This window comes from Helicobacter bilis (assembly GCF_001999985.1).
Classification (GTDB): domain Bacteria; phylum Campylobacterota; class Campylobacteria; order Campylobacterales; family Helicobacteraceae; genus Helicobacter_A; species Helicobacter_A rappini.
The window spans coordinates 2,528,543-2,553,734 of record NZ_CP019645.1 but is presented as its reverse complement, the minus strand read 5'-3'; the positions used below and the strand labels follow the sequence as shown (position 1 = coordinate 2,553,734).

28 protein-coding genes are annotated in these 25,192 nt (G+C 35.0%); 12 read left to right on the top strand and 16 right to left on the bottom strand.

The window, feature by feature from the left end; genetic code table 11:
- Positions 1-6 precede the first annotated feature (6 nt).
- The 8 genes from trxB to folD form a co-directional block, all read right to left on the bottom strand.
- Complete coding sequence (gene trxB, locus XJ32_RS11330; protein ID WP_077389892.1) at positions 7-954, bottom strand: thioredoxin-disulfide reductase; 948 nt, start codon at positions 952-954, stop codon at positions 7-9.
- Positions 955-978: 24 nt separating this feature from the next.
- On the bottom strand, positions 979-1,296 hold the full coding sequence (gene trxA / locus XJ32_RS11325) for a thioredoxin (RefSeq protein WP_004088886.1): 318 nt from the start codon (positions 1,294-1,296) through the stop codon (positions 979-981).
- A 164-nt stretch (positions 1,297-1,460) separates the two neighbouring features.
- Positions 1,461-2,291, bottom strand: coding sequence for a shikimate dehydrogenase (locus tag XJ32_RS11320; protein WP_077389889.1), 831 nt, complete (start codon positions 2,289-2,291; stop codon positions 1,461-1,463).
- Positions 2,292-2,558: 267 nt separating this feature from the next.
- Positions 2,559-3,608, bottom strand: a complete 1,050-nt coding sequence (gene argC / locus XJ32_RS11315) for an N-acetyl-gamma-glutamyl-phosphate reductase (protein ID WP_077389886.1) — start codon at positions 3,606-3,608, stop codon at positions 2,559-2,561.
- On the bottom strand, positions 3,602-4,651 hold the full coding sequence (locus XJ32_RS11310; RefSeq protein WP_005219010.1) for an AI-2E family transporter: 1,050 nt from the start codon (positions 4,649-4,651) through the stop codon (positions 3,602-3,604). Before XJ32_RS11310 ends, argC begins: the two co-directional genes overlap by 7 nt.
- A 67-nt stretch (positions 4,652-4,718) precedes the next feature.
- Positions 4,719-6,080, bottom strand: coding sequence for a ComEC/Rec2 family competence protein (locus XJ32_RS11305; RefSeq protein ID WP_077389883.1), 1,362 nt, complete (start codon positions 6,078-6,080; stop codon positions 4,719-4,721).
- 145 nt (positions 6,081-6,225) lie between these two features.
- Positions 6,226-6,621 carry a hypothetical protein gene (locus tag XJ32_RS11300; RefSeq protein WP_005219014.1) on the bottom strand — a complete coding sequence of 132 codons (396 nt, stop codon included), beginning with the start codon at positions 6,619-6,621 and terminating at the stop codon, positions 6,226-6,228.
- Positions 6,622-6,690: 69 nt separating this feature from the next.
- Positions 6,691-7,554: a bifunctional methylenetetrahydrofolate dehydrogenase/methenyltetrahydrofolate cyclohydrolase FolD gene (gene folD / locus XJ32_RS11295; RefSeq protein ID WP_077389880.1), complete on the bottom strand. Its 864-nt coding sequence runs from the start codon at positions 7,552-7,554 to the stop codon at positions 6,691-6,693.
- A 133-nt stretch (positions 7,555-7,687) separates the two neighbouring features.
- Here folD and guaB point away from each other — a divergent pair, with 133 nt between their 5' ends.
- The 8 genes from guaB (at position 7,688) to XJ32_RS11255 (ending at position 15,198) form a co-directional block, all read left to right on the top strand.
- A complete protein-coding gene (guaB, locus tag XJ32_RS11290) occupies positions 7,688-9,133 on the top strand; it encodes an IMP dehydrogenase (protein ID WP_077389877.1) in 1,446 nt (481 codons plus the stop codon).
- A 140-nt stretch (positions 9,134-9,273) separates the two neighbouring features.
- Positions 9,274-9,753 carry a hypothetical protein gene (locus XJ32_RS11285; protein ID WP_077389874.1) on the top strand — a complete coding sequence of 160 codons (480 nt, stop codon included), beginning with the start codon at positions 9,274-9,276 and terminating at the stop codon, positions 9,751-9,753.
- A gap of 360 nt (positions 9,754-10,113) precedes the next feature.
- Complete coding sequence (gene fabZ, locus XJ32_RS11280) at positions 10,114-10,602, top strand: 3-hydroxyacyl-ACP dehydratase FabZ (protein ID WP_005219018.1); 489 nt, start codon at positions 10,114-10,116, stop codon at positions 10,600-10,602.
- Between the two features lie 24 nt (positions 10,603-10,626).
- Positions 10,627-11,457, top strand: coding sequence for an acyl-ACP--UDP-N-acetylglucosamine O-acyltransferase (gene lpxA, locus XJ32_RS11275; RefSeq protein WP_077389871.1), 831 nt, complete (start codon positions 10,627-10,629; stop codon positions 11,455-11,457).
- Entirely contained in the window at positions 11,450-12,736 is a 1,287-nt protein-coding gene (clpX, locus tag XJ32_RS11270) for an ATP-dependent protease ATP-binding subunit ClpX (protein WP_077389868.1), read from the top strand. The genes lpxA and clpX overlap by 8 nt, the downstream gene beginning before the upstream one ends.
- 22 nt (positions 12,737-12,758) lie before the next feature.
- Positions 12,759-13,796, top strand: a complete 1,038-nt coding sequence (locus XJ32_RS11265) for a rod shape-determining protein (protein WP_077389865.1) — start codon at positions 12,759-12,761, stop codon at positions 13,794-13,796.
- A gap of 21 nt (positions 13,797-13,817) precedes the next feature.
- Positions 13,818-14,633 carry a rod shape-determining protein MreC gene (gene mreC, locus XJ32_RS11260; protein WP_077389862.1) on the top strand — a complete coding sequence of 272 codons (816 nt, stop codon included), beginning with the start codon at positions 13,818-13,820 and terminating at the stop codon, positions 14,631-14,633.
- Between the two features lie 67 nt (positions 14,634-14,700).
- Positions 14,701-15,198 carry a hypothetical protein gene (locus XJ32_RS11255; protein WP_077389859.1) on the top strand — a complete coding sequence of 166 codons (498 nt, stop codon included), beginning with the start codon at positions 14,701-14,703 and terminating at the stop codon, positions 15,196-15,198.
- Between the two features lie 203 nt (positions 15,199-15,401).
- Here XJ32_RS11255 and XJ32_RS12115 read toward each other — a convergent pair whose 3' ends face one another.
- Positions 15,402-15,572, bottom strand: a complete 171-nt coding sequence (locus XJ32_RS12115) for a hypothetical protein (protein WP_004088155.1) — start codon at positions 15,570-15,572, stop codon at positions 15,402-15,404.
- 286 nt (positions 15,573-15,858) lie between these two features.
- Here XJ32_RS12115 and XJ32_RS11250 point away from each other — a divergent pair, with 286 nt between their 5' ends.
- The 3 genes from XJ32_RS11250 to hemN all read left to right on the top strand — a co-directional run bounded on the left by XJ32_RS11250 (position 15,859) and on the right by hemN (position 19,200).
- Complete coding sequence (locus XJ32_RS11250) at positions 15,859-16,599, top strand: efflux RND transporter periplasmic adaptor subunit (RefSeq protein WP_077389856.1); 741 nt, start codon at positions 15,859-15,861, stop codon at positions 16,597-16,599.
- Between the two features lie 230 nt (positions 16,600-16,829).
- Complete coding sequence (locus XJ32_RS11245) at positions 16,830-17,636, top strand: toxin-antitoxin system YwqK family antitoxin (RefSeq protein ID WP_077389853.1); 807 nt, start codon at positions 16,830-16,832, stop codon at positions 17,634-17,636.
- A 184-nt stretch (positions 17,637-17,820) separates the two neighbouring features.
- Complete coding sequence (hemN, locus tag XJ32_RS11240) at positions 17,821-19,200, top strand: oxygen-independent coproporphyrinogen III oxidase (protein WP_077389850.1); 1,380 nt, start codon at positions 17,821-17,823, stop codon at positions 19,198-19,200.
- A gap of 7 nt (positions 19,201-19,207) precedes the next feature.
- On the opposite strand, the gene yaaA is transcribed toward hemN, so the two are convergent.
- The 4 genes from yaaA to XJ32_RS11220 form a co-directional block, all read right to left on the bottom strand.
- Positions 19,208-20,053: a peroxide stress protein YaaA gene (gene yaaA / locus XJ32_RS11235; RefSeq protein WP_077389847.1), complete on the bottom strand. Its 846-nt coding sequence runs from the start codon at positions 20,051-20,053 to the stop codon at positions 19,208-19,210.
- Between the two features lie 120 nt (positions 20,054-20,173).
- A complete protein-coding gene (locus tag XJ32_RS11230) occupies positions 20,174-20,404 on the bottom strand; it encodes an HP1242/YdcH family protein (protein ID WP_077389845.1) in 231 nt (76 codons plus the stop codon).
- Positions 20,405-20,470: 66 nt separating this feature from the next.
- On the bottom strand, positions 20,471-20,968 hold the full coding sequence (locus tag XJ32_RS11225) for a DUF4149 domain-containing protein (protein ID WP_077389842.1): 498 nt from the start codon (positions 20,966-20,968) through the stop codon (positions 20,471-20,473).
- Positions 20,969-21,230: 262 nt separating this feature from the next.
- Positions 21,231-22,373, bottom strand: a complete 1,143-nt coding sequence (locus XJ32_RS11220; protein WP_077389839.1) for a toxic anion resistance protein — start codon at positions 22,371-22,373, stop codon at positions 21,231-21,233.
- A 151-nt stretch (positions 22,374-22,524) separates the two neighbouring features.
- Here XJ32_RS11220 and XJ32_RS11215 point away from each other — a divergent pair, with 151 nt between their 5' ends.
- A complete protein-coding gene (locus XJ32_RS11215) occupies positions 22,525-23,235 on the top strand; it encodes a tetratricopeptide repeat protein (protein WP_077389836.1) in 711 nt (236 codons plus the stop codon).
- Positions 23,236-23,392: 157 nt separating this feature from the next.
- Here the strand turns inward: XJ32_RS11215 and XJ32_RS11210 are convergent, their stop codons facing one another.
- The 3 genes from XJ32_RS11210 to XJ32_RS11205 all read right to left on the bottom strand — a co-directional run bounded on the left by XJ32_RS11210 (position 23,393) and on the right by XJ32_RS11205 (position 25,143).
- Positions 23,393-23,836 carry a recombinase RecT gene (locus XJ32_RS11210; protein ID WP_077389833.1) on the bottom strand — a complete coding sequence of 148 codons (444 nt, stop codon included), beginning with the start codon at positions 23,834-23,836 and terminating at the stop codon, positions 23,393-23,395.
- The gene (locus XJ32_RS12110; RefSeq protein ID WP_155761525.1) at positions 23,829-23,975 is read right to left on the bottom strand and encodes a hypothetical protein; all 147 of its coding nucleotides are present in this window, start codon (positions 23,973-23,975) and stop codon (positions 23,829-23,831) included. Before XJ32_RS12110 ends, XJ32_RS11210 begins: the two co-directional genes overlap by 8 nt.
- Positions 23,976-24,348: 373 nt before the next feature.
- Positions 24,349-25,143, bottom strand: a complete 795-nt coding sequence (locus tag XJ32_RS11205; RefSeq protein ID WP_077389830.1) for a carbon-nitrogen hydrolase family protein — start codon at positions 25,141-25,143, stop codon at positions 24,349-24,351.
- Positions 25,144-25,192: the final 49 nt, after the last annotated feature.

Here is a 25,192-nt window from a genome sequence, read left to right as displayed (position 1 = left end):
TTCGCTTTAATGTTTTTGCTCTAAATATGCAATAGCTTCAAGCGCAGCTTGTGCGCCATCTCCAGCAGCACATACAACCTGCTTTGGTGCATCTATGCGTATATCACCTGCGGCAAATAGACCCGCCACATTTGTGTGCATTTTTAGATCCACTATCACAGAACCATAGGAATCTACTTTGCAAAGAAATGAGCCATCTTTCTGTTGTAATATTTGATTATTCACTTCATAGCCAACAAACTCAAATATAACCGGCACTTCTAGCCTCTCTTCTTTGTTTGTATTAAGATTCTTAATCGTTAGACCGCTTACACCATTTTCATCGCCACAAATTTCTGTAACGACATAGGGGGTTAGGAAATTTATTAACTCATTGCTTTTTGCGTGTTGAACCGTTACCGGTGCGGCTCTAAAGCCATCTCTTCTATGGATAAGATGCACTTTTGAAGCAAACTTTGTAAGATATATCGCTTCTTCTAATGCGGTATCCCCACCACCAAGCACAGCAACTTCTCGTTTCTTATAAAAAAACGCATCGCAAGTAGCACATGTGCTAACGCCCTTACCCCAAAACTCTTGCTCGCCTTTAATATTTGACTTTTTGGGGCGACCACCTGTTGTGATAATCACACTTCTTGCTTCCTGTGTCTCTTCACCTTTACCTTGATTATGGATAATATGAAAAATATCGCCATGCTTCTCAACGCGTATGACTTCTGACATCGCATGTTTCAAACCGAAACGAAAGCATTGCTCCTGCCATGGCTCCATAAAGTCAAGCCCCGACTTTATCTCTCTCACACCCGGATAGTTTTCAATCTCACTGCTACCCGTAATCTGTCCGCCCGGCATTCCCTTTTCATATAGCACCACATCTTTTATACCACCTCGTGTAGCGTATAGACCTGCGGATAGTCCCGCAGGACCGCCACCAATGATTGCTAAATCTATCATGGAATCTTCCTGTATGTTACGATATTACAACAAAGCGTTAAGTTTATCCGCAAGGACTGCCTTTGTAGTAGCACCAATGACTTGATCTACTATCTCACCATTTTTCATAAATATAATGGTTGGAATACTGCGGATTCCAAATTGTGCGCTCAACGCTTCTTCTTCATCTGTATTGACTTTACAAATATTTGCACGACCAGCAAAATCTGCTGCTAATTCATCAATGACTGGTGCTAACATGCGGCATGGACCACACCAAGGCGCCCAAAAATCCACAAGAGAAATGCCATTTTGTGTTACTTCTGCAAAATTACTTTGATTTAACTCAATATATTGTCCCATAATATGCTCCTTAAATTAACATAAATTACAACCGCATATTTACTCAAAATAAAGCGGTGTTACATTGTAGCGTTTTAATATAAATATTGTATATTTCATGGATATTTATTTTATCTCTCTTAGTCCTATCAATATAAAAGGTAAAGATTCTCATTTAAGCTCTATTATAAACTCACTTTCAAGGCTTCCGCCATAATCTTTGCTATATGTTTAAATTGCATGTCTTGTATCTCCATATCATGAAAATACATTAGAGCTAGAGCACCTTGATACACAAGCATTGCTTTACCATCTAGGGCTTGTGTATAATGCTTTGCTAAAGCACAAAATAGCGTATCGCCAGCTTGATACATTAAATCATAGGCAAGCCTGCTTTGCTGCAATAAGGGAATTAGAATCTCTTCTTGCATTGGCAACACACCCTTAACACTAGCACTTGTTGCATTCACTATAATATCATAGCACTCTGTCTTGCCCCCTAAATCAGCAAAACTTAGAGTTTCGCCAAATTGGCTAAAATATGCGAGTTTCTCTGTGCTGCGATTAGCAATTGTAAGATTGATATTTTTTCTAAATAAAATGGTCGCAATACTTCTTGCACTGCCACCTGCACCAAGCAATAAAACATGCTTTGGATTATGACTTTTTATCGCATGGTAAAATCCCTCTGCATCAGTGTTGTATCCTATTAACTTATCATTTTTACGCACAATTGTATTGACTGCACAAATCTCATTTGCAATACCTTGAATGCTATCTAATGCCCTAAAACATGTCTCTTTAAAAGGCAGAGTAACATTCACACCTGCTAAATCACTCGATAGAATAAAATCAGCCAAATGGCTAGAATCTATATCTTGTGGAAGACAAAAGCGCGTATAAAATGAGTTTAGCCCTAACTTTTGCAAGGCATAATTATGCATAAGTGGTGATAATGAATGCTTGATAGGATTGCCAATAACAGCTAGAAGTTTTAGTTGTTGTGTGTTTTGCATAAAAGATTCCTTAGCTAAAAACATTAAAATAAAATATTTTTATAAATTAAACATCAAAATATTACACAAGAAATTGAAAAATATCAACACACTATTTTATTGAAGATACATCGATAATTAGCATATTGAGCCTAATTTTACTGAAACATATTTTAGCTTACACATTCTTAAAAATAATCAAAACTATAATACAAAGAGTTTCTTATGTAGTTTTACATTATTAAATCCTTCAATCATTACAAGAATAATTAAATCACACCAAAAAATCTATGGAAACAAAGGCAATTGCCCCAAAGCTTTATGTTCTGTAAATCCAAAGCGGATATTAAGATTCTGTATGGCTTGTCCTGCTGCGCCTTTTACAAGATTATCAAGGGCTCCCATCATAATTAATCGCTTATTTCGTTTATCAAGGCATACACTCACATCGACAAAATTACTCCCTTTAACCCAGCGAGTCTGCGGTGCTACGCCATATTCTAGCACTCTAATAAAATAGCTATTGGCATAGAAATTTGTAAGAATCTCTTGTATCTCTTTCTCTGTAATGTTCTCATATTTATTTTCTAATTGTGCGTAAGCAGTGATTAAAATGCCGCGATTCATGGGGATTAAATGCGGTGTGAAACTAAGTATGATTTCACTATTTGAAATGATAGAAAGATTTTGCTCAATCTCTGCTGTGTGCCTATGATTTATAAGCCCATAGGCTTTCACATTTTCATGCACTTCGCAAAAGAGATTATCTAGCTTTGTGCTGCGACCAGCCCCTGATACCCCACTTTTTGCATCGATTATAATGCTTTTTTTATCAATGATTCCATGCTTTAAAAATGGAGCGATACACAATGTGCTACAAGTAGGATAGCAGCCCGGATTTGCTATGAGATTTGCTTCTTTAATGCTATCTCTATAAAGCTCACTTAGCCCATATACAGAATCTTGTAGTAAAGAAATATTTGGGTGAGTGAAGTTATAATACTCTTCATATTTCTTAGCATTTTTCAAGCGAAAGTCTGCGGATAAGTCAATAATTACGCATTTTTTTAGCATATCTTTTGTAAGTATTTTTGCTAAAAAATCATGCGGGGTTGCCGCTAGAATGCAGTCATTTTCTTCACACACAGATTCTAAATCTTTATTATCCATGATAGAATCAAAGTGTTTATAAAAATGCCCTAAGCTTTTATCTATCCTTTGTCCAGATTGTGTATTTGCCCCAAAATAATTGAGTTTTACCTCATCATGTGCGTTTAAGATTCTAAGAATCTCTGCACCACCATAGCCACTTGTCCCAAGAACCGCAACTTTTAACATATCATTTCCTTATTTTTATCTACAAATTCATGCTCATACACACGCAATAAAGCGATAAAAAGCGCTGTAATCGCAGGTCCAATAATAATGCCCCAAAAGCCAAACGCCCCAATACCCGCTAAAATCGCAAAGAATATCACAAACTCATTAATCTGTAAAGGCGTGCGTAAAATCCGCTTATTCACAATGCCTATAAGCCATGGCTTTACAATATTATCGATTATAAAGCCGATAAATACCGCACTATAAAGCCCTACAATTACCGCACCTTTAAAATCGCCCTGATACACAAGTATAGCACATATTGGCAGCCATACAATCACCCCGCCAACAATTGGAATCATAGAGCAGATTCCATACAAAATACCAAGCAAAACCCCATCAAAGCCAAAAAAATACGCAATAATCCCAAATGCAGTCCCCTGCATAACAACATTAAAAAAAGTAGAGAGAAATACAAGCCGCAAAGTCCCGCTAACTTCCATTGCCACTTCATTAATCTGTGCTTCTTCAAAAGGCAATATGCGTTTCATATACGCATAAAGCCGCTCTCCAAAGTAAAAAAACACAAATAAAAATACAATAATAACAAAGCCATCGATAATAAATTTTAAGCCATTCTCTCCCACTATGCTAGATAATTTTAAGACTATGCCAGAGATTTTAGCAAATGAGATTTCATTCAATAATGAAGGCAAATAATCGTGTATAAAAGGTAGTTTTTCAGCAAGATTCTGTAATGCTAGTTTTGATTGGTCAAACATGCTTTGCAAACTCAACCAATTGATCATTTTCACACCTAAAAACGCACGATAACACACAAATAATACGGGTATAAATACTAGTCCTATCATAAGCAAAAGTGCAAATAGAGATGCTAAGAGTGCATTTTTTACATAGTTTTGCAACCAATGTTTTAACCAAATCGTAGCAACACAAAGCAAAAATGCAATCAATATATTAAATAAATAGGCTTGATACAGCATAAGTGTCGCCACACATACACCACCAAACAATAAACCAAAAACTATTTTGCTTTGCATTTTTTTGTCTCATATCTTAGAATCTAAAGCTGACATTATAGCTTAGATACATATAAGATAAAACAATCTAGCTAAAAAACAATACTAAATTTATCACATAAAATATAGACGCACAAATAAGACTTGCAACATACGCCCATAAAAATCGCATAGCAAATAGACATAATAAAAGATAAAAGAGCAAAAACCATAAAGGTGTATAAAGCATGGATAAAGAAAACTCATGTGATATAACCCATAAAATTACAGAATCAAATATATCTCCAAAGCCAAAAATATGTGCGATGATAACAAATGGAAAGATTAGGGCAAAAAGAATGCTAAGCGGTATTGAGATGATTTGATAAGGTGAGAATTGCGGGAAAAAGTAATGCGTAATAGGAATCATTTGCAAAAAAATAATGCAATTAAATAGCACAACGCCAAATACAAACTTTTTTAGCCCCTTATAGTTTGCACTCATACTAGCAAAATGCCGCATAAATAAAAAGATACAAAACACCCCCGCCACAGAGAGCAAAAAGCCAATATGAAACAAAAGGCTAACATTCCATGCAAGTCCAAATAAAACGCATAAGAAAAGATTCAAAAAATTTGTAATTTGCAATCCAAAAAGAAGTATCATGTATGCAAAACATGCCATGATAAATGCCCGTAAGAAACTTGGCTGAAAATCAATCAATACAAGATAAAAGAATACAAAAATAAGCCCCAACAAACCTAAATCATACACCGCATTACGATAGCAAAAATAGCGATGAAATATAAAATAGATAGGGCAAATAAGAGCATAAAATATAAAGCTTAGGATAGCAAGATGAAAGCCACTAATAGCAATCAAATGGGCTAATCCAAAGACAATAGCCCCTTGCCTTAAGGGCTTTTCTAAATGGTCTGCAAAAAATAGGGCATTATATAGATTTGCTGCTAGTTTATCTTCATGTTGAGCGTTGATAAAATGTCGCAAAAATTGCTTTTTATCAATGCTTGGGAGAAGTGAAAGGCTTGAGTTATAGATATTACAACTACGCAAAAATTGCAAAAAACTGCATTTATAAATCTTGCCATACACAAGAGCCTTTTTGCCTGCTATTTGCTTAAACTTCCCCTTATATGTCGCATAGAATATGTTGCCTTGTGAATCTTGTAGCTTAAATCTCTCGCTATTTTCCTTTTTTGTGTAGTGCAAAAGTATTGTCGCCTCAAAGACATGCCCTTGCTTTAGGGCTAGAAAAGTTTGATATTTTGTAAAAAGATTGTAAGAACAAAGCACAAGTAATATGAAAATAAGAATAATGTAATGCTTTAATGGAATCTCTATGGCAAAAAAGTTTGTCTTATTCTGTCTTGTGTTTATAAAATAGATTTGTCGCAACTTGTGCTGGATTGTTTGTGAGATGGTTTGTAAAAGACTTTGCAAAGACTTCATTGCTTTATCCTATTTGGATTCTAGTTGATTAAGATTCTAAATCATAGTAGAAGCATAGAATCCATATCTTTCAAATAGTATTGCTAAATCTACTTTCATAAAGAATACTTAAGAAAGACTTTAAAGTGTTAATTTTAAAACAAAACTACTTTCTAATCTTAGCTAACTTTGCTTGATAGTCATTATCACTAATTCTTTTAACTTTCTCTTTTGTTGATGGTTTAGGGTAGCGTCTAATATAAAGCATATAAAATCCATCTAAATCCATTGATAGTTCATAAGAGTGCTTTGTCTGCAAGTCATAGAAAGTATAACCGATAAGATTCTTAGAGAGTGAGCCAACTATTGGCTCACCGCCTTCAATGACAATTGTTTTTCCATTGCTTTTACTTGTTTGATTATAGGTAACACTCGTGCAAGTTGTGCTTTGCTCTGGACACCTTGAGCTAATCCAAATCAAATAGCTATCACTCTCAAATGCAGCCCCACCATAAGAAAATACCATACTCACGCATAATGCAAATAACATTTTAAAACGCATATAAACCTCCAGAATCTAAAGCCTTTCCATTAAGCATAAAATATACCCTTTCATATTACCCACTTGATACTATCGTTTAGGGCGTTTTTTTGCACTCTCTAGTGTGTTTTGTAATAGAGAAGCGATAGTCATAGGTCCTACACCGCCCGGCACAGGTGTAATGTAGGAACAATGTGAGCGAAGATTCTCTAAATCTACATCGCCTACAATCTTTCCATTCTCTAAGCGATTGATACCTATATCTACTACGATAGCCCCCTCTTTTATCATATCTTTTGTAATGAGATTTGGCTTACCAACACCAACGCATACAATATCTGCATTTTTTGTATAAAAACTCAAATCTTTTGTGAGAATATGACACACGCTAATTGTTGCCCCTGCATTCAGCATTAAGGCTGAAAGTGGCTTACCCACGATGTTACTAGCACCCACAATACACACATCTTTACCTTTAATATCAATATTATAATGCCTAAGTAGCGTCATAACCCCAAGTGGTGTAGCGGGCACAAAGCCCTTTAAACCACTATGCAATTTACCGCTATTTTGTGTATGGAATCCATCTACATCTTTATGCGGTGCTATCATATCAAGAATCTCTGAAGCATTAATATGCTCTGGCAGGGGTAGCTGGACTAAGATTCCATCAATTTGATCATTTTTATTTAGGCTATCAATTGTTTGAAGTAGGTCTTGCTCACTTGTATTTGTAGGCATTTCATAAAGAATAGAGGTAATGCCAACCCTTTTACACGCCTTTGCTTTCATTGTAACATAGGTTTGACTAGCACTATCATTGCCTACTAGAATCACCGCAAGACTCGGGACAATGCCCTTTATGGCTAATTCTTTTGTTTCCTTTATAATGTCTTCTTCGATCTTACTTGCAAGCTTTTTGCCATCCATTAAAACCCCATCTGCTAAAACCATAGATTTCCTTATAGTGTAAAATAAAGCAAGATTCTAGCACATTTTCATTTGATTTAAAAAAATGAAAAACTAATCATTATTTTTTATAAAGTAAAATATTTGCATTCATTCCACATTACAAGAGAGGCACATTATGAATCTAATCACAAAGGCATTAACATTCGAAGATATTCTACTCATTCCCGCATATTCTGAAGTGATACCAAAGGAAGTTTGCACGCAATCCATGCTTACACGCAATATAAGTCTTAACATTCCATTTGTAAGTGCTGCGATGGATACCGTTACCGAGCATAAAAGTGCCATTGCTATGGCAAGGCTTGGCGGCATAGGCATCATACATAAAAACATGGATATAGAATCTCAAGTAAAAGAAATCCGCAAGGTAAAAAAGAGTGAAAGCGGCATTATCAATGACCCTGTGTTTATCACTGCTGATAAGACTTTAAATGATGCGGAACTCATTATGCAAACCTATAGTATCTCTGGTGTGCCTGTGGTAGATTCTAATAAATGTCTTATTGGAATCTTGACAAATAGAGATACTCGATTTGAAACAGATTTTAATAAACTTGTGGGCGATGTGATGACAAAATCCCCTCTTATTACCGCACATGTAGGCATTAGCCTTGAAAAAGCAAAGGACATTATGCATAAAAATCGTATTGAAAAATTACCGCTTGTTGATGAAAATAATGTGCTTCATGGCTTAATCACGATAAAAGACATTCAAAAATGTATTGAATATCCAAATGCAAATAAAGATTCTCTAGGTAGATTAAGAGTTGGGGCTGCTGTTGGTGTGAATCAAATTGATAGGGCTAGTGCGTTGGTTGAAGCTGGAGTTGATGTTTTAGTGCTTGACTCAGCACACGGACATTCTAAAAATGTGATTAATACGCTAAAAGAGATTAAGTCAAAGCTTGATGTTGATGTGATAGTTGGCAATGTCGTTACAGGTGAAGCGACTAAGGATTTAATCCTAGCAGGGGCTGATGCAATAAAGGTTGGCATAGGACCGGGTAGTATTTGTACCACAAGGATTGTAGCGGGTGTTGGTATGCCTCAAGTCTCTGCTATTGATGGTTGTGCTAGAGTAGCAAAAGAATATCAGATTCCAATCATTGCAGATGGTGGGATTAAGTATAGTGGCGATGTAGCAAAAGCCCTAGCAGTTGGTGCATCAAGCGTTATGATAGGCTCACTGCTTGCAGGCACAGAAGAAAGCCCGGGTGATTTAGTCATATTTCAAGGACGACAATATAAAAGTTATCGTGGTATGGGAAGCATTGGAGCAATGCAAAGGGGCAGCAGCGATAGATATTTTCAAGAGGGAACAGCCCAAGAAAAGCTTGTGCCAGAAGGGATTGAAGGCAGAGTGCCTTATCGTGGTAAAATCGCTAGTGTATTACACCAGCTTGTTGGTGGATTGCGTTCATGTATGGGTTATCTCGGTGCAAAAGATATTCCTGCGTTGTGGGAGAATGCACGCATTGTTGAGATTACTTCAGCAGGTTTAAGAGAAAGCCATGTGCATGATGTAGTGATTACGAAGGAAGCTCCAAATTATCATGGATAGAATCATTGTTTTGAGAGTATGAAAGAAGTATTCATGGGGGAGATTTATACTTATATTTCCTTGCTGTTTTGATTTGATAGCAGCATCTATTGTAGTCAAGGTATATGAAAACAATCGTTATGTTCCAAAGGATATGAGATATGATAATGGAAGACTATAATCTACTTACTAAACCAAGTGATAAGGTTATCTACATTGTCTTAATGAGTATTGCGAGTGTAGTATATGCGATATTCTTTGTTGTGTTGTTTCTTTACATAATTCAAATTGTAGATTCTTATACACGAAAGGATTTTATATTTTTTTCTATATCAATAAATTTAACGGCCGTTATGAGTATATTTTTTCTTATGTGCTGTATGTATATGATACCCATTCTTGGCGGTGCAAAGATTATAAAAGTTGCCATAAATGCCTTATGTGTTAGTGGTTTTCTTTTAAGTTTGCCTTTACTAGATTTTATATTTAAATTTCAGTTTGGTTTGCTTGTAGTATTGTTTGGTCCCTTTGTTCTTATATTACCTAATATATTGCTATTACTTAATAAGATTCCAATTAGAATATTTTTGGGATTCTTTTTTGCAGTAAATATTCTTACTTTTGGTTTAAACTTTTTATAACCTAGTGGAGCTTGGGTATAACTATGATTATTTTGTATTTTCTCTACAAGAAACATATCAATACATTGGCAGAATCTACAAGGCAAGTTTTTTATTTTGCTTACAGATTTTTGGTGGTTATTTGCTTATAGTCTTGCTGATGGCGATTTCAGCAAATAGCTAAGGATTCTCATGCAATACGATGAAATATCCCAAACCAGAATATCATGTATCCCAAGAATAATAAAAAATAGAATCTAAATCAAAGCTTCATTTTGCATAAACACTATGTTTTTCGCTTATGTAGTGCAGAAAAATAATCAATTTAAAAATATTTTGTGTTACAATTAGCCAAAAATTTTCACTTTTTAGGGTTGCCACATGGATAATGAAAAACAACTACAAACTTATGAGAATCTAAATATCGACAAAATAATGCAAGTTTTACCGCATCGCTACCCCATGTTGCTTGTAGATAGGGTGCTTTCTCTTAATCCACATAAAGAGATTAAAGCCTATAAAAATGTAACAATTAATGAAGAGGTATTTTTAGGGCATTTTCCAAAAGAGCCAATATATCCGGGCGTTATGATTATTGAGGGAATGGCACAAGCTGGTGGAATCTTAGCTTTTGTTAGCACTTGGGGGCTTGACTTTGACGCGAGTAAAGATAAGATTGTGTATTTTATGACAATTGATAATGTGAAATTTCGTGTGCCTGTGCGACCCGGAGATCGCTTGACTTATCATATGGAAGTGATGAAGCAAAGAAGTAATGTATGGCAGCTGCAAGGCAGGGCTTATGTTGATGATTCTCTTGTGAGTGAGGCGGAATTAAAGGCTATGGTAACAGATTCACATAATAAATAAGTTTAAGATTTTAAAAGGTTTTATATGACTAATAATGTCGTTATACACCCAACTGCTGTAATCGCAAAGACAGCGGTTATAGAGGGGAATGTTAAGATTGGAGCAAACGCAATAATAGGGGATTATAGTGTAATTAAGGGTAATGTAAGCATTGGTGAAAAAAGCTATCTTTATAATCATGTAACAATTATGGGAAATACAACTATTGGTAAAAATAACAAGATATTTCCTAATGCTGTGATTGGCACACCACCGCAAGATTTAAAATATAAGGGCGAAGAGAGTGTGCTAGAGATTGGAGATAATAATACGATTCGAGAATCTTGCATGTTTAATCCGGGCACAGAAGGCGGTGGCAATATCACAAAAATAGGCAATGATAATCTTTTCATGGCATATGTGCATATAGCCCATGATTGCATTGTAGGTAGTCATAATATTTTGGCAAATAATGCAACACTTGGCGGACATATCCATGTCGCAGACCATGTGAATATAGGCGGTATGACACCTGTGCATCAGTTTGTAAAGATTGGCGAGGGGGCAATGGTAGCTGGGGCTTCTGCCCTGTCGCAAGATATCCCGCCTTATTGTATGGCGGAGGGCAATAGAGCGCGTATTATCGGGCTTAATAGATTCCGTATGCGAAAGATTATGGAAAGAGATGAAATTGATATGATTGATGCACTCTATAAGCGTTTATTTTCTGGAAATAAAAGTTTGCGTGATTTAGCCGCTATGGAACTTGAAGTAGCAAAAGGTATGGAAAATAATACGCATATTATTAAAATCTGTGAGTTTATATTAGCATCTGAGAGAGGCATACCCTATAAAAGAGGTGAGTTAAATGAGTGAAACATGTAGCTTTTGTGGCAAAAAGAAATCTAAACCAAATCCTATAGTATCAAGTAATGAAAAAATTACTGGAACAAAAGCTTATATATGTAAGGCATGTGCGGTTTTTATCTATACAACGCTATTTAGTAGTGAAAATAGCATTACAAATTCAGAATCTTGGGGCTTAGATGATGTGCCATCACCAAAAGAGCTAAAAGCACATTTAGATGAATATGTAGTGGGGCAGGAACAAGCTAAAAAGGTCTTTAGTGTAGCAATCTATAATCATTACAAAAGGTTATTGCACCAACAAAGAGTAGCCGCTAAAACAGATGAAAATATCGTCAATGTAACAGATTTAGAAGAAAATGTAGAGTTATCAAAGTCAAATATTTTACTCATAGGTCCAACAGGTAGCGGTAAAACTCTTATGGCTCAAACCTTAGCAAGATTCCTTGATATTCCTATCGCAATCTCTGATGCGACTTCTCTTACAGAAGCTGGATATGTTGGCGAAGATGTGGAGAATATCTTAACGCGTCTTTTACAAGCCGCAGACTATGATTTAAAACGCGCTGAAATGGGCATTGTTTTCATCGATGAGATTGATAAAATCTCTAGACTTTCTGAAAATAGATCTATTACGCGTGATGTATCAGGCGAGGGAGTGCAACAAGCTTTATTAAAGATTATTGAAGGAAGTGTTGTAAATATCCCTCCAAAAGGTGGGAGAAAGCACCCAAATCAAGAGTTTATCAAAATGGATACAAGCAATATTCTTTTTATTTGCGGTGGTGCATTTGATGGGGTAGAAGATATTATTAAACGAAAGCTAGGCAATAATGTCTTAGGTTTTGATTCTAATCCTAAACAACAAGCGGACGAAGATAATATCCTGCATAAGATTGAAACTGATGATTTAGTGAGTTTTGGTTTAATACCAGAACTTATAGGGCGACTACATGTCATTGCAACGCTAGATTCTATAAGTAAGGAAGCTATGATTTCAATCTTAACACAGCCAAAAAATGCGATTATAAAGCAGTATCAAAAGCTATTTGAGCTTGATGGGGCAAAGCTTGTATTTGAAGATGAGGCGATAGAGCGTATCGCAGAGCTTGCTATGGAGAGAAAGACGGGTGCTAGAGGTTTGCGTGCTATTGTTGAAGACTTTAGCCTTGATATTATGTTTGATTTACCTAATCTTAGCGGGTATGAAGTCATCATTACACGCAAATGCGTAGATAAGCTTGAACAGCCTATTTTAATCAAAAAGAAAAAGACAAAAGCTATATAGTCATTAATAAGGAGATTACAAAGTGTTTTTAAATAAATTAGTCGGTTGGTTTTCACATGATATTGCGATTGATTTGGGGACTGCAAATACGATTGTGATGATAAAAGGACATGAGATTCTAATCAATGAGCCTTCCATCGTAGCAGTGAAAGTTGATAAATATCGCGATGGAGAGATTCTAGCAGTTGGTAAAGAAGCAAAGGAAATGATAGGAAAGACGCCTGATAATATCCGTGCTATACGACCTTTGCGTGATGGTGTTATCGCAGATTTTGAGATTACTGAAAAGATGATACGATACTTCATAGAAAGGGCGCATAAAAGAAAGTCATTTGTTAGACCTAGAATTATGGTATGTGTGCCTTATGGGCTTACCTCTGTTGAGAGAAAAGCGGTTAAAGAATCTGCTATGAGTGCTGGGGCTAGAGAAGTATTTCTTATAGAAGAGCCACTTGCAGCAGCCATTGGTGCGGGATTACCTATACAAGAGCCACAAGGCAGCCTTGTGGTTGATATTGGCGGTGGGACGACTGAAATTGGTGTGCTTTCACTTGGTGGGATTGTTATCTCAAAATCGATTAGAATCGCCGGCGATAAACTCGATACAGCGATTATGGAATATGTCCGTAAAAAGTTTAACCTGCTTATTGGTGATAGAACCGCAGAAGAGATTAAGATAGAGATTGGTTGTGCCGCACCACTTGATACACCACTAGTAAAATTAGTAAAGGGTAGAGATCAAGTAAGCGGGCTTTTAAACTCTATTGAATTAACAAGTGAAGATATAAGAGAAGCGATCAAAGACCCTATTAAAGAAATGGGAAATGCCCTAAGGGGCGTGCTAGAGGAAGTCCCACCAGATTTAGCAGGGGATATTGTAGAAAATGGCATTGTGCTAACTGGTGGTGGTGCTTTAATACGCAATCTTGATAAATATTTTTCAGATATCGTAAAGCTTCCTGTATATGTCGGTGATGAGCCTTTACTCGCTGTGGCAAAAGGCACGGGTGAGGCAATGGGAAATTTAGATATGCTTGAAAAGATTGCAGCAAGAAGTTAGATTCTAAAATAGGCATGTAGTGTGAGAAGATTCTATGTTATTATTGCTACACTATGCCTTATTATAGCCATAGCATTTGGATATGTGCCATTTTTACAGCAATACACCCTTAACATTTCACTACAAATCAAAAAATACTACAATGATAAAAAAGAGGGCATAACACTCTTTATTAATGATTATATGAATCAAGCCGCACAAATAAAAGATATGCGAGCAAAAATCACACAATTAGAAACAGATTCTATAAAATACAAAGCCTTGCAAGCAGAGTTTGATAATCTCTATTACGCCCTTGAGAGTGAGAGACATTATCTAGACCCTGATGTGCATTTAGTAAAAGTGCTATCCTACAAGACACTTGGGACATATACAAAGATTTGGATGGATTATACACATGTAAGCGATGAGCCAAAGATATTTGGACTTGTAAAAGATGGCTATGCAATCGGCATTGCTAAAATGGTGGATAATCACATGCTTGGAATCTTAAATGGCGATGAAGATTGCAGTTATAGCGTATATATTGGGGAAAATCGAGTCCCCGGGACCTTACGCACAATGGAGAATGGCGAGATTGTCATTGATTATATCCCTGCATGGCAGAGCATTAAAAGTGGGGATAGTGTGGTAACAAGTGGGCTAGATGGAATCTTTTTTGAAGATGTGCAAGTTGGCACAATCGGCAGTATTAAACCAGAAAATGGCTACTTACACGCCGAGTTAAAACCACATAGATTTAGCAATCGCTTGAGTTATGTATGGCTTATTGATACAAAAATCCCGCAAACAACAAATTTAAATACAAATATATTGAAACCAGAAGATAACGACTAAAATCGCTTGACTTGTTTTTTTTTTTTGTAAAATCGCTGCTTTAATATTTTAACACAAGGATTAAAGCATGGAAAATACGGAAACGCTAAACTCAAATCAAGCATTTGATTTAGATAATTTTGTCTCTAAAAAGTATGGCATATCTTTTATTGCATATGTAAAAGTTGGTCTTATACATGCCTTTTTGTTTCTCATTTTATCGTCTATATTGCAGAAAAACATGGTTGCTGTTATTGGTGTGCTAGTTGTTCAAATTATTATCGTTGCTTTATGTTTTATATCATATCGTGTGCAGTATGTCTATTTTGACACAAGGGGTGTGTGGTATTATAGTGGCTTTTTACCATGGACTAAGGGCATTCGTGGTATTACTTGGAGTGATTTTGGCGGTGCTTCATTTTATCAAGGATTTTTTGCTTATATATTCCATGCTTACAAGATTTCAATAAATAATAAATACACAGAATCTAGCAGAATTTTCATCAGCAATATACACAATGGCAATGAATTTGTATCAGCAGTAAATGAATGCCGAGATATATTAATACAAAATGGAAAAATCTAAGATTCTAAATATGCACCCACTTTAGATTGTGTAAGCTTATATATACAATTCCTAGCCTATTTTCTAAACTCATTTAAATTTAAGGATTTTATCCTAAAATCCTGCCAAAATACACAGGAAGCCCCATGCCACCTATAAAGGCGTAGAATCTAAAACCCTTACTCACAAAAAAGTATGTTTCTAACACAGAACTTAAATATTCTCTATTTCAAAGTGCCTTCAACTTGCGTGCAAACTTGATTACATTCTGTGTTGCTACATACCATATCGCATTTTGTGCTGACAAACACGCCAGAAGGCTTTTGCTTTTTTGCAGCACAACCAGAGAGTGCTATAACACTTGCAATACAACCAATAATAAAAAGTAGTCTCATCACATATCCTTGTTTATAAAATCTCACTCATACAAGCAAAAAATAATCCAAACTTATCACATAAAGAAGAAAACTAAAAAATAGAATCTATGCAATACAATAACTCGTATAAAGAGACAGCACAGCTTGAATATATACGCAAAGCTATCAAACAAACCCTATTCGAACTACACTTTAGCATAACTTTTACATTCTAAAATTTAAAATCTATCGCAAATTTTTGTATATAATAACACTTTCAAAGACATAAATAGAATGAAAGTAGATTCTATACATAAGGAATAGTATGCGGTTATTTATCACATTTTTTGTAAGCATGCAGATCATGCTTGGAGCAGAGGTTTATGGGGTGTTTAATGTGGCAGCAGTAAGAGATTCTAATCTCATGATGGATACAAGTGGCATTGTGTCAAATATTTATGTCGATGTGGGGACAGAAGTCAAAAAAGATGATGCACTTCTCTCACTCTCAAATGAAGATAAAATACAAAATGTCAATATGCAAAAAGCACAGCTAGAGGGCGCAAAGGCACAATACATTTTTGCAAAAAAACAATATGAAAGATTCAAAAAGAGTGGAAATGCTATCGATAAAAATACGCTAGATCAAAACTACTCAAACTACAAGAATCTTGAAAGCACCTATAACAACCTGCAATATAGCCTTAAATATCAAAGTGAGCTTTTACGGCGGACAACACTTATCGCACCATTTGATGGGGTGATCGCTAGTCGTAATATCGAGCTAGGCGATGGTGTGGGGGCAAATCAAACGAAGCTTTTTCGCCTGATTAGCAATGAAAAAAAGATGATTATCCAGTTTGATTCTAAATATTTACCAGATGTAAAAGTCGGTGATATTTATCGCTATAGAATCGATGGCAAAGGCGTGGAGAGAGAAGCAAAGATTTATAAGATATACCCAGCTGTTGATGTGAATACAAGAAAAGTGAGTGCTGAAGCTATTGTGCCAGATTCTATGCAGCCCGGTCTCTTTGGAGATGGATATATTATTACAAAAAAGTAGAATGAGCAAAAAACATATTTGAATCTTAGGAAATATTTTAGAATCTGTTTAGATTTGATAGATTGTCATTAGGCATAGCTAAATATCTAATATAGAATCTAAAGGAGATTTTTCAACCATAGCTTAAAATAACAAAAACTTAAATCCACAATTTTATAAGTGTGTGGTGTAAAGATGAATTTTAGAATCTTTCATTATAGTTTAATCCGTTTAATATAAAGGAATTTACAATGCAACACATAATTCTAAAGGCTTTTTATATACTTTTGTTTTTACAAAGCCCAAGCGCATGGGAATATCAAAACTTAAACGAATACCAACAAGAATACCACAGCTTAAAAGAATGTCAAAGCTATAACGACAAGCAAATAGGCTGTGTTGAGCGAAAATTTTATGAAAATGGTGTGATTGAGGAAGAGTTGCCATTTAAAAACAATGAAATAAATGGCATTTTTAAAGCATATTATAAAAATGGGAAGTTGGCAGATATGATACCCTATCGCAATGGCAAAATACATGGTGAAGCAATATTTTATCATGAAAATGGGAATATCGAATGCAAGGCTACTTATCATCATGATATGCTTGATGGTGTAGTGACATGCTATTATGAAAATGGTAATATTGCTAGTGAAACAAGATATAAAAATAATAATAAAGAAGGTATTGAAACTCTCTATTATGAAAATGGAGAGATACAAGAAACAACTATATATAAGAATGATAAGGCAGAAGGTGTGAGAAGAAGTTACTATAAAAATGGAATCTTACAAGAGAGTGCAACATTTTCTAATGATAAACTACATGGGCTTACAATAACCTATGATGAAAACGCAAAGATGATAATAGAACAAACTTTTAAAGACGGAAAACTAAACGGCGTTACAAAATCTTATGATGAGAATGAAAAACTTAACATTGAGATTCTATACAAAAATGATGAGATAATACAAGCAGTATGTGGTAATGGCAAACTAGTCTCAAGCAAAGATTTTCATAAGATAAAACAGGCAGATTATAGCATGTGTTTGGAATAGCCAATGTGAGAGTTTGCTTGTAAATATTGCAATTTTTATAAGACATAATAACTACATAGAATCTAAACATAAACCCTAACGCTTTCTTCTGTTTCTTTTGTGTATTAACACATTCCTTTTTGCTTTGGATATAATTACAAGTCTTAAATACCCAAAAAGTATTCAAAGGAAATAAAGGAAAAATATGTATGAATCTATTGATTTTTCAGCATTAGCAAAGCACTCAAAGCCCGGACCAAGATATACAAGCTATCCTACTGCAAATGAGTTTCATAAAGACTTTAATGCAACCACTCTTTTAGAATCTTTTAATCGAGCAGATTCTAAATATAGAGACAAGGATTTATCACTTTATACGCATTTGCCATTTTGTAAAAGCGCGTGTTATTTTTGTGGTTGTAATGTGATATATACGAGCAAAGAGGATAAAAAAGAGCGTTATATAAAATACTTAGAAAAAGAGCTAGCTTTGCTTAAAGATTCTATGGATACAAAGAGAAAGGTGGCACAATTTCATTTTGGTGGTGGCACGCCGACATTTTTTGATGCAAAGCAGTTACAAACTATTACGCAAATGATAAGACATACTTTCCCAAATTTTAGTGAATCTTGTGAAATAAGCTGTGAGATAGACCCTCGCCATTTTAGTGAAGACCAAATGCGTGTGCTAAAGGATTGTGGCTTTAATCGCATAAGCTTTGGTGTGCAAGACTTTGATGACAAAGTGCAGCAGCATATTAATAGAATCCAGCCCTTTAGCCTTGTAGAAAGTAGCGTGGCGTTGGCTAGAAAATATGGTATAGATTCTATTAACTTTGACCTTATCTATGGTTTGCCCTATCAAAGTGAAAAAAGCTTTGCAAATACTTTAGAATCTGTTATAAAACTTAGCCCAGAAAGACTTGCAATATTTAACTACGCACATGTCCCATGGGTGAAAAAAACTATGCGTAAAATCGATGAGACAACTCTGCCAAGCCCAGAAGAGAAGCTAAAGATTCTGCAAAATACCATTGAATTTTTACATGCTAATGACTATGAAATGATAGGTATGGATCACTTTGCAAAAAAGAGTGATAGCCTATCTATCGCAAAAAATAAGGGGGAATTGCGTAGGAATTTTCAAGGTTACACAACAAAGGGCTTTTCACAGACTATTGGGATTGGGCTGACTTCTATTGGCGAAGGGGTGGATTACTATACGCAAAATTACAAAGACATGATGAGTTATGAAAATAGCCTTGATAACAACACTTTGCCTGTCGCACAAGGCATTCTTTTAAGCCCTGAAGATATATTGCGTAAAGAAGTGATTATGAGTTTAATGAATAATGCAAAGCTTGATTTTAAAGCGATTAATGAGAGTTTTGGTATCGATTGTATCACGCATTTTTCAAGTGAATTTGAATCTTTAAAACCTATGTGTGAGCTTGGGTTGCTTACAATAGATTCTAATAGCATTCAAGTGAGTGCAACGGGAAAAATGCTGATTAGAAATATTGCAATGGTTTTTGATACTTATCTTGTGAAAAATATCACAAAGCAGTTTAGTAAGACTATATAATCTCTCTTTAAGATAGAATCTCATAACACAGAGTAAAACAATTAGCCTTTTGCGTATAACTATGGAATCTAAAGTCTGTGTTATGTAGAGAGCAAAGATATTCAAAGTACTTTTCAAAAGATTCTAATGCAGATTGATTGCGCACAGCTTGTGCGATTGAGTGCAATATTTTTCCGCGATATAGCTTTGCATAATGACTTATGGTTTTTCCATTTTTTTGAAACTCAAAAAAGAAATGGGGTAACTTTGGCTTAAAAAGTTTCGTATAGATTCCAGCACGCAAATCAATCACATATTCTTTTGTTTGCATTGCTTTTTCTAAATGTAGGATAAATGGGGTATAAATGTCTTTTAATGTGAGAGACTTTGTCTTTGTGCCTTGCTTTAGTTTATAATAGGGGATCAAATCACTAGCCCTTATCACACCAAATAGATTGCTAAAAATAAGCACATTTTCTAAGATAAAATCTTTTTCATTCTGTGTTAATGTGCTAAAAGATAATCCTTGAAATGCTACGCCACTATAAAGCTCTATCGCCTTTAATAGTTTTTTAGAATGCAAGGCAGCATATAAATCAAAAATATTTTTATCATTAAATCCTTTTGCACCATACATAGATTCTAGCAAAGCCTTATCTCTATGTTCTAAAATCTTACATAAGTTTTCATAGTAGCATTGCATAATATTTGTTCTATGAGTATTTAATATCTCATTTTCCCATAAAGATTCTAAAAAAGCGGGTGGCATTATCTCTGGCATAGATACTTCTTTGAGAAAATCATCATTGTTTAGAATCTTATCTTTTTCTAGAATCTTATCTTCACTGGGACTAAATAAAATGATAAAGTTCATGTCTTTCCTTAGTGTTGTGTGAAAACTGATATTATATAAAAGCTTCAAAATTGCATGAGAGTTTGGAGTAAATCGGGGCGATAGCAGATTTTGCTATCTTATGGTTGTGTGTTGCGTATGCTAGGCTTTTGGATGGGCTTTTCTATGCTCAAGTATCATTGCATAAGCTTGGTCTTTCAAATGCAATTTTTGCTTTTTTAGCACTTCGACTTCTTGATTGCTTAGATGTTCTATACCATTTTCCGCATTTTGTATCTTTTGGTCTAAGTCATTATGCTCATTAAAAATCTTTTCAAAATGTGCGTTGTGCTGTTTGAGATATGTGATCTCTTCTCTGTATTCATGAAACATGACTTCTCCTTAAATTTAAATTCACATATTGTAGAATAAAATAATTAATAAGCTACAACATTAAAACTACTTTTTAGGGCTTTGTGGAACATAGTGTAGAAGATAAGCCCTCCATATAAGCAATACGCTTAAGCCAAACATTAAAGCTTTAAAAACCCATACGCTTTGTTCGTGCATACTCGCAAAATTTTCACTCAAAAGATTCTGTGTGTCTAAAATAAAAGGCGTATAATAATACACAAACAATGCGATAAGCACAATATTAAACACACCCAAAATAAGCCAAAAATTTGAATACAAAATATCAAGTTTTAGAATCTTAGCAAAGAAACTAAAGCCCTCATATAACGCCATAATAATCGCTAAAAACATCAAATACGCATTCAAACGCACAAATATTTTCCCCATAACAAGCCCACTATCCATCTCTGAAAATGTAGGGATAAACTTATTGATATTAAAAATAATCGGTGCAGCAAACGCCCCACAGGCAATAATACCGCCAACTCCAACACCAAGCAATAATAAATAAAAAGAATCAAATATCCGCATGTATCTTGTCATAGCATATCCTTAGAATAATAATGAGATTAATTATAGCATATTTATTGTTAGCCCGACTAAAATAGAATGGAAACTCTACCGGAAAGGCGACATGAGATATTATAGGACTTAAATACAAATAGCTTTAATCCTAGTCTTGATTCGGTAAAAACTACATATAAAGTATATAACTTTTATATTCCACACTCACACTTATGTAACCAAAACATAGCAAAATCGGATTTCCAAACGCCTATTTTCGCACGATTAATATAGAGCTAAACTACCCCATCACCTTTTTCTTTTTTTCGCTCATTTCATCAATGTATTGATTGTAGAGTTGAATGTTTTCTTGCATTTTTGGCAAGGCGTTGATTCTAAAGTTTTGTGTATCCTCCATTGCACTTAGCACATCATCAAATGCTTTTTTGAGTTTTTCCATATCAAGCATTGCATTTGCAGCACCCTGCTGTATAGCTACGCCTTGTTGTTTGAGATTTGCGGCATTTTGTGCGAGTAAATCACTTGTTGTTGCGTTAATATCATTGACTGCTTTTAGCACTCTTTGCTGCTGGTCTAGCCCTTGTGCGGTAATAATTGCGACATTTAGGGCATTAAGCGTTACGCTTTTTGTCCTATCTACGCTATTTGCAAGCTCTTTATTATTATTAATAAGTGTTTTAATGGCGATTTCACCTTGCGTATGGACTAGGATTTGTTGCTGAAAGTCTGTGATTTTTTGCTTCAATGGAAAAAGGATTTGATTTTGTATTTCTAGGCGTTTTTCTGGGCTAATCTCTTGTGAGGTAACCACCGCATAAATATCCTGCATAGAATCTTGTGTGCTTGTCTGCGTGATGGCTGTGCTAGATTCTGTATTTTGTGGAATTAGATTCTGTGCGAGTAGTTGTGTGTTTTGTGTAGCTATGTTTTGATTATTTGCCCCTTCAGCCAGTAAAGATTCTATATAGTTATTAGCTTCTAGGGCGAGTTGTAGTTGTGCTTTTATTTTTTCTGCAAGTTCTGCGTTTTTTGTTGCTTCAATCTCTAGGGCAACATTATCTCTTAAAAGGATTTGCTTACCTTCTTCAAGTTTTTTTATCAGCTCATCAAGCAGGGCTTGATTCTCTTGAAATTTATCAAAATATTTTTGCATAAAATTATTTTTACCAAATAATTTATCAAAAAATGAAAGTTTGAAATTACTTGGATTAATCTCATTTACCGCATTTTTCAACGCACTAAGTGCGTTATAGACAGGCTTATCTGTTGCTTCAAAATTCGCTAGATTTCCACGCACCATTTGACTTATTTGTATGCTTTCATTCTTTTCTTGTTCTGCGAATCTATCAACCATATCACGATTTATTGTATTGCCTTTGATTGCTGATTGTAAATCACTTAGAAGTGTATTTGTCTGTGCCATTATAGCCCCCTTTATCCTTTAAATAAAAAAATTATAGCAGAATTCAACCTATTTTCTATAACATGTGTGTTAAGGTTGTATTTTTAATAATTGCGATAGAATTTAAGCTATAATTGCATTCTTATATTCTACGATGGTGAAAGGGGAAAACATGCTATTTACATTAAAGACATTGCTACTTTCTAGTGCGATTTTAACACAAGATGACATGGCTTTACAAGCTAGGGTAAATACATTATTATCGCAAAATAGAGTGCAAACCTTACATGATGAAAAGCGTGATAAGGCAGCAAAACTTGTATCGCAAAGCTCGTATGCAAGTGTGATAGAACATAATGAAGATCTTGGATTGGAGTTATTGCGGGAAGCTTGTAATCTTGAATATGGTCGTGCATGCTGGTATTATGCCTATGAGACGCTGGAAGAGGCCGATATTTCACACGCACAAGCAGTGCTACAAAAGTCTTGTTTTAGCCCATCAGCAAATAAATATAATGGGGAATCTTGTACTTATCTTGGCATTATGGTATCGAATAATAAGGCGGATATAGTGGAGAGTGAGCAAGAGCTTTATAATCGTGCGTGTAATCTTGGCGATGGCTGGGGCTGTTATCGTTTAGCAAGGGATTTTGTCATTGATGAAGATATAGAAAAAGCAAAAGAGATTGAAGAAAAGGCTTTAAGCATTCTTTTGCAAGATTGCAGTAAGAGTGAAGCGACAAGTTGCTACTTTGCTGGTAGTATGTATGCAGAGAAAGGGAGCGAAGATGACATAGTTAAGGCGCATGAGTTTTATAAGAAGGGCTGTAATCTTGGCGATGGTGTTTCGTGTTATGAATTACAAATGAATAAACATGAATAAAGCTAGCATGTTTGCATATTCTGCTTGTTGGTGTAAAGGTAATTTCTTGGCGTTATACAAGCGTTTTCTATACTCTTTGCTTGGAGTGTGGTTAAAACTGCTAAATTTGTTGTCAAGGTTTTAATACGCTAATACGGCTTAGAAAATCATGTTTCATCTAAGCATATTTAGGGATTAATGTCATATTCTCATCAACACCTACTACATTATAGCTAAACTCATCGCAATCAAATACGCTATGTGCCTTTACGCTCAACTTGCTACGCTTTGCTAACTCTAACCAGCCTTTATAACCAATATCAATTCTAGCTTCTGTTACATAACCATTGCCTTGCCTTACACTGCGTGGCACAATATAAGCTTTACCTAAATTCTTATTTAGATTTAGCTTCAATCCTGCTATATCTAAACTCGCTTTTACTATGCTTTGCATACTACAAGCAGATAAATTAGAATCTAATGCAATATTTAATAAACTTGCTTTAAATTTATCCTTACTTGCTTCATTGCCACATAAAGCACATAAACGCTCCTGTATCTCTTTATTCTCAAGCAAAACCATAACTTCGTTTTTGCGTTGTTGTATCATGTTATTACTCATTGTTTTTTCCTTTCTCTAGCTTGTCTTTGAGTTCTTTAATCTCGTTACCTAACTTTTTAATTTCATATTTATTAAAAAAATATAAAACATTTTGCACCACCATAAAAACAAATATAAGTATTACGACACTATGTTCCATATTATCCCTTTTTATGATAAAATTGCATTGCCCCTCTCCTAAGGGGCTTTTTCTTTAGTATCCTAATAATACTTTTAAGCCTGTTAGTATAGTAGTTATTAGAGATACAACTTCAAAACACAAAACCAATAGCTTAAGATTTTTCTTAAGCTTCTTTCGTTTTTTCCGCTTCACATTTTTAATCCTTTTTAAGAACCCATAACAAGCTATCTCTAACTTGTTACAATGTAAATAAAGGATTATCAACTTCCCTCATCATGCCGTCTATTGCTTGCCTCCTTTTCAAGTTTTTCTAACCACAACAATTTTAAGCTAAAAGTATAATCTACAACAATATAAAAATATTTTGTTAAACCCAAACTATCACAATGGATTAACTTCTAAAACCCCATTCTTTTTTAAGTGCTTCTAAGGCAGCTTTGTCAATCTCTACACAAAGCATACCTTCTTCATTTAATAGAGAATCCATAATATCTTGCCCTAAACTCACAAAGCTATGTCCGTAAAAATCCCATGTTTGCCCATCGCTTGCATGATGTGTGCCTATGCGATTTGCCCTAAACACATAGCAGGAATTTGTAAAAGCATGTGTTGTGAGTAGATTCTGCCAACGCTTTTGTGAAGTAAAGGTGCTTGCACTTGCGACCAACACAACATCAACAGAATCTTTCTTAAACTCCATCCAAAACTCATCAAAATGCGCCTCAAAGCCAAATAAAACACCAAACTTTATACCATTTGCCATGAAAGTCATGGGTAACTTTGGCAGCTTTTTTGTATCATTAGAAAAAAAGTTTGCTTCATTCCAATGTGGATATTGTATCAGTCGCTGTTGTGTGTAGGTGGCAAAGCCATCTTGCGTGATTATTGCCATTTGCTTATAATAGCCCTTGTTTTTATGCTGTATAAAAGGCACGATGAATGTATGCCCATATTCTTTTGAAAATTGTATAAATATATCAAGTTTATTTTTATCTTTAAGGCAAGATTCTGGCTTCATTCCCCAATCTTGTGAAAAAAAGTTATCGACAACATATTCTCCAATAAGCACAATGCTGTGTTTTGGTATGCTTTTTATATATGTTGCTATCCGCTCTTTATTCTGTAAATCACCGAGTTGCAATATCGCAACAGATCCGCTAAAATCCTGTATATTTACATCTTTCATGTTTTACCCTTAGCTGACATTTCAAAAAATTTATACAAAAGGGTTAGTG

Coding starts and splice junctions, on each gene's coding strand:
- trxB (WP_077389892.1), bottom strand. CDS start 954: ATGATAGATTTAGCAATCATTGGTGGCGGTCCTGCGGGACTATCCGCA.
- trxA (WP_004088886.1), bottom strand. CDS start 1,296: ATGGGACAATATATTGAGTTAAATCAAAGTAATTTTGCAGAAGTAACA.
- XJ32_RS11320 (WP_077389889.1), bottom strand. CDS start 2,291: ATGCAAAACACACAACAACTAAAACTTCTAGCTGTTATTGGCAATCCT.
- argC (WP_077389886.1), bottom strand. CDS start 3,608: ATGTTAAAAGTTGCGGTTCTTGGGACAAGTGGCTATGGTGGTGCAGAG.
- XJ32_RS11310 (WP_005219010.1), bottom strand. CDS start 4,651: ATGCAAAGCAAAATAGTTTTTGGTTTATTGTTTGGTGGTGTATGTGTG.
- XJ32_RS11305 (WP_077389883.1), bottom strand. CDS start 6,080: ATGAAGTCTTTGCAAAGTCTTTTACAAACCATCTCACAAACAATCCAG.
- XJ32_RS11300 (WP_005219014.1), bottom strand. CDS start 6,621: ATGCGTTTTAAAATGTTATTTGCATTATGCGTGAGTATGGTATTTTCT.
- folD (WP_077389880.1), bottom strand. CDS start 7,554: ATGGTTTTAGCAGATGGGGTTTTAATGGATGGCAAAAAGCTTGCAAGT.
- guaB (WP_077389877.1), top strand. CDS start 7,688: ATGAATCTAATCACAAAGGCATTAACATTCGAAGATATTCTACTCATT.
- XJ32_RS11285 (WP_077389874.1), top strand. CDS start 9,274: ATGATAATGGAAGACTATAATCTACTTACTAAACCAAGTGATAAGGTT.
- fabZ (WP_005219018.1), top strand. CDS start 10,114: ATGGATAATGAAAAACAACTACAAACTTATGAGAATCTAAATATCGAC.
- lpxA (WP_077389871.1), top strand. CDS start 10,627: ATGACTAATAATGTCGTTATACACCCAACTGCTGTAATCGCAAAGACA.
- clpX (WP_077389868.1), top strand. CDS start 11,450: ATGAGTGAAACATGTAGCTTTTGTGGCAAAAAGAAATCTAAACCAAAT.
- XJ32_RS11255 (WP_077389859.1), top strand. CDS start 14,701: ATGGAAAATACGGAAACGCTAAACTCAAATCAAGCATTTGATTTAGAT.
- XJ32_RS12115 (WP_004088155.1), bottom strand. CDS start 15,572: ATGAGACTACTTTTTATTATTGGTTGTATTGCAAGTGTTATAGCACTC.
- XJ32_RS11250 (WP_077389856.1), top strand. CDS start 15,859: ATGCGGTTATTTATCACATTTTTTGTAAGCATGCAGATCATGCTTGGA.
- XJ32_RS11245 (WP_077389853.1), top strand. CDS start 16,830: ATGCAACACATAATTCTAAAGGCTTTTTATATACTTTTGTTTTTACAA.
- hemN (WP_077389850.1), top strand. CDS start 17,821: ATGTATGAATCTATTGATTTTTCAGCATTAGCAAAGCACTCAAAGCCC.
- yaaA (WP_077389847.1), bottom strand. CDS start 20,053: ATGAACTTTATCATTTTATTTAGTCCCAGTGAAGATAAGATTCTAGAA.
- XJ32_RS11230 (WP_077389845.1), bottom strand. CDS start 20,404: ATGTTTCATGAATACAGAGAAGAGATCACATATCTCAAACAGCACAAC.
- XJ32_RS11225 (WP_077389842.1), bottom strand. CDS start 20,968: ATGACAAGATACATGCGGATATTTGATTCTTTTTATTTATTATTGCTT.
- XJ32_RS11220 (WP_077389839.1), bottom strand. CDS start 22,373: ATGGCACAGACAAATACACTTCTAAGTGATTTACAATCAGCAATCAAA.
- XJ32_RS11215 (WP_077389836.1), top strand. CDS start 22,525: ATGCTATTTACATTAAAGACATTGCTACTTTCTAGTGCGATTTTAACA.
- XJ32_RS11210 (WP_077389833.1), bottom strand. CDS start 23,836: ATGAGTAATAACATGATACAACAACGCAAAAACGAAGTTATGGTTTTG.
- XJ32_RS12110 (WP_155761525.1), bottom strand. CDS start 23,975: ATGGAACATAGTGTCGTAATACTTATATTTGTTTTTATGGTGGTGCAA.
- XJ32_RS11205 (WP_077389830.1), bottom strand. CDS start 25,143: ATGAAAGATGTAAATATACAGGATTTTAGCGGATCTGTTGCGATATTG.